Annotated in this window: 8 protein-coding genes; 1 reads left to right on the plus strand and 7 read right to left on the minus strand. The window is 60.6% G+C overall.

Annotated features, from left to right (window positions below):
- Positions 1 to 151 precede the first annotated feature (151 nt).
- From CAK78_RS07030 to CAK78_RS07050, 5 genes are all read right to left on the minus strand, one after another.
- The gene (locus CAK78_RS07030; protein ID WP_094696819.1) at positions 152 to 1,111 is read right to left on the minus strand and encodes a beta-ketoacyl-ACP synthase III; all 960 of its coding nucleotides are present in this window, start codon (positions 1,109 to 1,111) and stop codon (positions 152 to 154) included.
- A gap of 7 nt (positions 1,112 to 1,118) precedes the next feature.
- Positions 1,119 to 2,138: a phosphate acyltransferase PlsX gene (gene plsX, locus CAK78_RS07035; RefSeq protein ID WP_094696820.1), complete on the minus strand. Its 1,020-nt coding sequence runs from the start codon at positions 2,136 to 2,138 to the stop codon at positions 1,119 to 1,121.
- Positions 2,139 to 2,147: 9 nt separating this feature from the next.
- Positions 2,148 to 2,315 (minus strand): 50S ribosomal protein L32, encoded by a 168-nt coding sequence (gene rpmF, locus CAK78_RS07040; RefSeq protein ID WP_005300935.1) that lies wholly within the window; start codon positions 2,313 to 2,315, stop codon positions 2,148 to 2,150.
- 19 nt (positions 2,316 to 2,334) lie between these two features.
- Positions 2,335 to 2,856 carry a 23S rRNA accumulation protein YceD gene (gene yceD, locus CAK78_RS07045; RefSeq protein WP_010633974.1) on the minus strand — a complete coding sequence of 174 codons (522 nt, stop codon included), beginning with the start codon at positions 2,854 to 2,856 and terminating at the stop codon, positions 2,335 to 2,337.
- A 250-nt stretch (positions 2,857 to 3,106) separates the two neighbouring features.
- Positions 3,107 to 3,772 carry an START domain-containing protein gene (locus CAK78_RS07050; RefSeq protein WP_094696821.1) on the minus strand — a complete coding sequence of 222 codons (666 nt, stop codon included), beginning with the start codon at positions 3,770 to 3,772 and terminating at the stop codon, positions 3,107 to 3,109.
- A gap of 246 nt (positions 3,773 to 4,018) precedes the next feature.
- Here CAK78_RS07050 and CAK78_RS07055 point away from each other — a divergent pair, with 246 nt between their 5' ends.
- A complete protein-coding gene (locus CAK78_RS07055; RefSeq protein WP_094696822.1) occupies positions 4,019 to 4,600 on the plus strand; it encodes a Maf family protein in 582 nt (193 codons plus the stop codon).
- A gap of 72 nt (positions 4,601 to 4,672) precedes the next feature.
- Here CAK78_RS07055 and CAK78_RS07060 read toward each other — a convergent pair whose 3' ends face one another.
- Both CAK78_RS07060 and rluC read right to left on the minus strand, forming a co-directional pair.
- Entirely contained in the window at positions 4,673 to 5,320 is a 648-nt protein-coding gene (locus tag CAK78_RS07060; RefSeq protein ID WP_094696823.1) for an HAD family hydrolase, read from the minus strand.
- Complete coding sequence (gene rluC / locus CAK78_RS07065; protein ID WP_094696824.1) at positions 5,320 to 6,264, minus strand: 23S rRNA pseudouridine(955/2504/2580) synthase RluC; 945 nt, start codon at positions 6,262 to 6,264, stop codon at positions 5,320 to 5,322. Before rluC ends, CAK78_RS07060 begins: the two co-directional genes overlap by 1 nt.
- Between the last annotated feature and the right edge of the window lie 29 nt (positions 6,265 to 6,293).

A 6,293-nucleotide genomic window follows, 5' to 3' on the forward strand; every position in this document is an offset into this window, starting at 1 on the left:
CGGCATGTTGTTCGGCCAGCTCGGCCAGCATGCCGACGGTTTGGGAGCCCTGTCCCGGGAAGGCAATGGCAAATTGGGTCATCATTGATTCCTTTAAATAAGAGAAAAATGAGAACGGCAGGATGAGACGCTCGTCCCATCCCGCTGACGATCAGAGGCGAACCAGCGCCGAGCCCCAGGCAAAACCGCCGCCGAAGGCTTCCAGCAGTACCAGCTGGCCCGGTTTGATCCGGCCGTCGCGAACCCCTTCATCGAAGGCGATGGGCACGGACGCGGCAGAGGTGTTGCCGTGTTTGTCGAGGGTCAGCACCACCTTGTCCAGCCCCATGCCAAGCTTCTTGGCGGTGGCGCTGATGATGCGGAAGTTGGCCTGATGGGGCACCAGCCAGTCCAGCTCGCTCGGTTCGATGCCGGCGGCGGCCAGGGTTTCGGTGACGATCTCGCTCAGACGGGTGACCGCGACTTTGAAAACATCATTGCCCTTCATGTACATGTAGGCTTCGAGCTCGGCCCCCGGCATGCCGCGACGGGGCTGCGGCAGCTTGAGCAGATCGCCGTAACGGCCATCCGCATGCAAATGGGTGGAGAGAATGCCGGGGGTGTCGCTCGCCCCGATCACCACGGCCCCCGCCCCATCTCCGAACAGGATGATGGTGCCGCGATCCTCGGGATCGCACATGCGCGACAGAACATCGGCGCCGACGACCAGCACGTGGCGGGCGGCACCGGATTTGACGAACTGATCGGCAATGGAGAGCGCGTAGGTAAAGCCGGCGCAGGCAGCTGCCACGTCGAAGGCCGGGATCCCTTGCACCCCGAGCAGCCCCTGCAGTTCACAGGCGGCGGCCGGAAAGGCGTTTTCGGCGCTGGTGGTGGCCAGCACTATCATGTCGAGATCGGCGGCAGTCAGACCTGCGGCATCCAGCGCGCGCAGGGCCGCCTGGTGAGACAGGGTTGCAACGGTTTCATCGGCACCGGCAATGCGGCGTTCACGGATCCCGGTACGCTCCACAATCCACTCGTCACTGGTCTCTACCATCTGTTCGAGGTCGGCGTTGGTGCGTACTGAGTGCGGCAGATAGCTGCCAGTACCCAAAATTTTGCTATGCATAGAGTTCTTATAGATCCCTGTCGGAAAAGACAGATTCAAGGCGATCTGCGATTTGCAATGGAAGTTGATGCTTGGCCTCTTGCGCGGCCAGCAGGATCGCGTTACACAGGGCACGCCGTTCGGCACGCCCATGGCTTTTTACCACAATGCCGCGCAATCCTAACAGACTTGCACCGTTATACTGGTCGGGGTTCAGGTAAGAAAAACGTCGTTTGAACATAAATCCGGCGATACGGCCAAGAAAACTGCGTTTCTTGCGGGGATATCCGGCCAGTTGGGCCATCATCCGCACCACCCCCTCTGCCGTCTTGAGGGCGACGTTGCCGACAAAACCGTCGCAGACGATCACGTCGCACTCGCCGCTAAAAATACGATCCCCTTCGACAAAGCCGACGAAGTTGAGCGCCTGGCACTGGCGCAGCAGTTCGGCACTGTGGCGCACCAGATCGTTCCCCTTGATCTCCTCCTCCCCCACGTTGAGCAGGGCCACCCTAGGAGTGGCAACCCCCTCCACCTTTTCAGCCACCACTGAGCCCATCACGGCAAACTGCAGCAGGGTGTCGGCATCGCAGCTGACGTTGGCACCGAGATCCAGCATCACGGTGCGTTTGCCGGACAGAGTGGGCAGTGCCTTGATGAGGGCGGGTCGGTCGACGCCGGGCAGGGATTTGAGCACACATTTGGCCATGGCCATCAGTGCACCTGTGTTGCCGGCGCTGACGCAGGCATCGGCCTCGCCGCTCTTGACCAGATTGAGTACGACTCGCATGGAGGAGTCTTTCAGGGTGCGCAGTGCCACGATCGGTTTGTCGCCCATCCCAACGACCTGGGAGGCATGGACAAAACGGACGCGAGGGTGATTGAGCAAGCCGTGTCGCTGCAGAAGGGAGGTGGTCTGGTGCTGGTCACCGACCAGGATCAATTTCAGTTGGGGTAAAAGAGACAGTGCCTGCACGGCGGCAGGCACTGTTTCCGAGGGGCCAATATCTCCCCCCATGATGTCTAGCGCGACAGTTTGCGTAGACAAAGGCAATCCTTAAGCGATTACCTTTTTACCGCGGTAGAAACCATCGGCAGTCACGTGGTGACGACGATGGATTTCGCCACTGGTCTGATCAACAGTCAGGGCAGCGGTGGTCAGCGCATCGTGGGAACGACGCATGCCACGCTTGGCACGGGTTTTACGGTTCTGTTGTACGGCCATTGTAGGCTAACTCCTAAATTCACTTACGTTTAAGCTCTTCAAGAACTGCAAAGGGATTCGGCCGCTCATCAGCAGGTTCGATTTCACCCCAGGTCATCTCCATGTTACCGCGCGGGCAAGCATCCATGGGATGCATGGCCACCTGCGGCAACGAGAGGATGAGTTCATCCTCCAGGATTTGATGAAGATCCATCTCGCCGTTTTCGTCCAACTCAATGGGCTCATAAGCTTCCGGCAGTTCTTCCTCGTTTGTTCTTTCGAACAGCGGAGTGTAGATAAATTCAGCTTCACAGAGATGCTCGAATGTCTCTCCACAACGCTGGCAAACCAGGTCAACCTTGGCATGGGCAGTGCCTTTCATAACGGTCAACTTCTGGACATCTTTGCCAAAGTGCAGCGATACATCGATATCACTCCGCAAGCCTGCGGTTGATTCCTCCAGCCTGGGCATCTGCGACTTTTCCACTATCCCGACATAATCGAGCAGCTTCGAGGCACTACGGACTGGATCAACCTTTACGGGCAACTTCACCTTTTGCATAGGGCGCGAATATTATAGGTCCAACAACTGATAGTCAAAGGAAAAAGTCCTTACCGCCGATGATTTTAACCTCACAACCCCCGCACATGGCGGAACTTGTGTTCACCGGTGCCTGATTATGCCACAAACCAGCAGATCCGACACCGGATCCTGGCCGGATTTGCTGGTGCGTCAGGCCCCAGGCAGTTGTCAGATAGTTCTGCCGTCACTTGCTTGTCCAATTCGCCCGGACTTCCCCACCCTGCCGCTGTCAAGGGGTGGCGCTACAAGCACCATGCTTTCCACCATGTCGCTGATGAAGACAGGCACAGCCCCCCACCGGGGCGCCCTCCATCAGGCGGCGAATGGCGCGAAAACTCTGCAGCGCAGCGTCGGCAGCCATGGGATTGACGAGCCAGGCGGGCAGCGTGTCGCCCGGGTTGGTATAGGTTTCGAGGCGCACCAGCGTCGTGCCGTTCAGCTGAGGTAGCGCTTCCCAGCGTCCTTCACTGGTGCGGATCCGCACCCGACCGGGGTAAGGCGGCAAAGCATCGGGGGCCGCCCAGACGCTCAACACCAGGCCGCAATCTGGCAGCCTTTGCAGGCGGGAGTGGGTGATCAGCTCCCTGTCCTGTACGGGCCAGGGTGCCGCGAGGCGGGTATAGACAATATCCTCATCGGGGGCGGGCTTGGCCAACACCCTCACCTCCAGGCTTTGGGGCAGCCACTCCTGATGTCGACCGGTATCACGCAGCACCGCGAGCAGCGTCGCAGGGGGCGCTGCCACATACATCTCCAGTCGCAAGGCCAGAAAGGCGCCGGGTGGATGAGGGCGGGTCCAGAGCAATATGCCCTCCTCCCCCGCCTGCAGGTGCCAACCTTGTCCCCAGACCGGCAGACAGAGCAGCCACAACAACCATGCCCCCAGCTTGTTCATCTCATCGCTCCGTTACCCCGTTCTTATGCTTATAGCCGTTTTCGGACGGGACAGAGACAGTCAGCGAACTGGGAGCACAACCAAGTCATTCCATCAGCCAGATGTAGCCGACGCGCACAGTGTTCTGAGCAAGGCCAGCGCATCGAGCAGGCACACCTGCTTGCGAGCGCGGCGACATTTGCCCGCGCCGCACGATGACGATACCATCGGCGCCTGCCCGTTTCTGAACCTGGATACCTGATTGCCATGTCGCGCCCCCTGATCCTCGCCTCCACCTCCCGTTACCGCAAAGCCTTGCTGGAAAAGCTGGGCCTCCCCTTTGAGTGCGCCGCGCCCGAAGTCGATGAATCTGTGCTGCCCGGTGAAGAGGCACAGGCGCTGGTGGCCCGCCTTGCCCATGCCAAGGCCAGTGCCATTGCCGGTCTACGTGATCAGGGACTGATCATCGGCTCGGATCAGGTGTGCGTCTGCGATGGCCGGATCCTGGGGAAACCGGGAACGGTCGAACAAGCGGTAGCCCAGCTGATGGCGGCCCAGGGGCGCAGCGTTACCTTTTATACCGGCCTGTGCGTACTGGATGCGGCCTCCGGCCGGGTCGAGCAGCTGGTTGAGCCTTTCACCGTCCATTTTCGCCAGCTGGATGAGAGTGCCATCCGTCGCTATGTGGAGGCCGAACGTCCCCTCGACTGCGCCGGCAGCTTCAAGTGTGAAGGCATGGGTATCGTGCTGTTCAAGGCTCTGGAGGGGCGCGATCCCAATGCGCTGATCGGCTTGCCGCTGATCGGACTGATCGAACTGCTGGAGCGCCACGGCCTCTCTCTGCCCTGATGAAGGTAGAATGTTGGCAATAAAAAACGGAAGCCAAGGCTTCCGTTTTTTATTGCATCCCGGTGCTTGTCATCAACCCAGCAGCGCCCTCAGCTCCGCCATGGTATCGACCACCGCCAGCGGATGGTGGGCCTGCAGACGCCCCCGATCGTGCACGCCCCAGCTTACGCCGATGCGCGGCATGGCCAGCGCTTCGGCCATCGCCATGTCGTGGATGGAGTCACCTATCATCACCGCCTGTGACGGGATCAGCGCCAGCTCGGTCAGGATCTGGGTCAACATCAGGGGATCAGGCTTGGAGTTGGCCTCATCCGCCCCGCGCGTGACGGCAAAGAGTGGCCGCAACCCGGTTTCATCCAGTACCCTGTCCAACCCCCGCCGTGACTTGCCGGTCGCTACCGCCAGCGCAATACCCTGCTCGTGCCAGCCATGCAGCAGCTCCCTCGCCCCGGCAAACAGGGGGCTGGGAGTGGCATCGTGCAGGTAGTGGTGGCGATAGCGGGCGATCAGGGCATTGGCTCGCTCACCGCCCTGCTCCAGGGAAAACAGCCGGGGGATGCCGACCTCCAGACTGAGGCCGATGATCTGGTGAGTGTCGGTGGCGGTGGGTACCAGCTCGGCACAGTCACGGGCCGCGGCAGCCACACAGGCCACTATCCGGCCCACCGAGTCCATCAGGGTACCGTCCCAGTCGAAAATGGCGAGCCGGATCTGCGTCATCAGCGCGCCAATCCGTTGAGGAAGGTCTCGAGCTCGGGCGACAGGGGCGCTTCGACCTGCATCTCGCGACCATCGGCCGGATGAGTGAAGGTCAGACGCCAGGCATGCAAGAAGAGCCGTTTCAGGCCTTGGCTGCGCATTTTCTCGTCAAATGCCGCTTCTCCATACTTGTCGTCACACGCGATGGGGTGGCCGGCATGCAGGGTGTGCACCCGGATCTGGTGGGTACGGCCGGTGATCGGGCTGCACTCGACCAGGGTCGCCTCGGCGAATTGACGGGCAATGCGAAACCGGGTTTCAGACGGCTTGCCATCGGCACTGACCCGCACGACTCGCTCGCCGGATTGCAGATCATTCTTGCGCAGTGGCGCATTGACCACCTTGACGTGGGGTTGCCACTGGCCACGTACCAGCGCCAGGTATTGTTTGCGCATGGTCTTGACCCGCAGCTGCTCGTGCAGACTGCGCAGGGCGCTGCGCTTCTTGGCGACCAGCAGCACACCGGAAGTGTCGCGATCGAGACGATGCACCAGTTCGAGAAAACGGGCTTCCGGGCGCAGGGCGCGCAGCCCTTCGATGACCCCGAAGCTCAGCCCGCTGCCGCCGTGAACGGCCATGCCGGACGGCTTGTTGAGCACGATCATCGCGTCGTCTTCAAACAGGATCTGGTTCTCCAGACGCTGAATGCTGCCGAGGTTGGCCGAGGGCAATTCGTTCTTTTCGGCGACCCGCACGGGGGGAACCCGTACCTCGTCACCGGCGCAGAGTTTGTACTCCGGTTTGATGCGCTTTTTGTTGACGCGCACTTCCCCCTTGCGAAGGATGCGATAGATCAGGCTCTTGGGGACGCCCTTTAGCTGAGTCTTGAGAAAATTGTCGATGCGCTGCCCGTCATGCTCAGCTTCGATGGTGAGCAGCTGCACTTGTTGTTGTATCTGTGTCATGGCGCGGATTTTAACACTGCCGACGGCCC

Origin of the sequence: Aeromonas sp. A35_P, assembly GCF_002259925.1 — a bacterium.
Taxonomy (GTDB): Bacteria; Pseudomonadota; Gammaproteobacteria; order Enterobacterales; family Aeromonadaceae; genus Aeromonas; species Aeromonas dhakensis.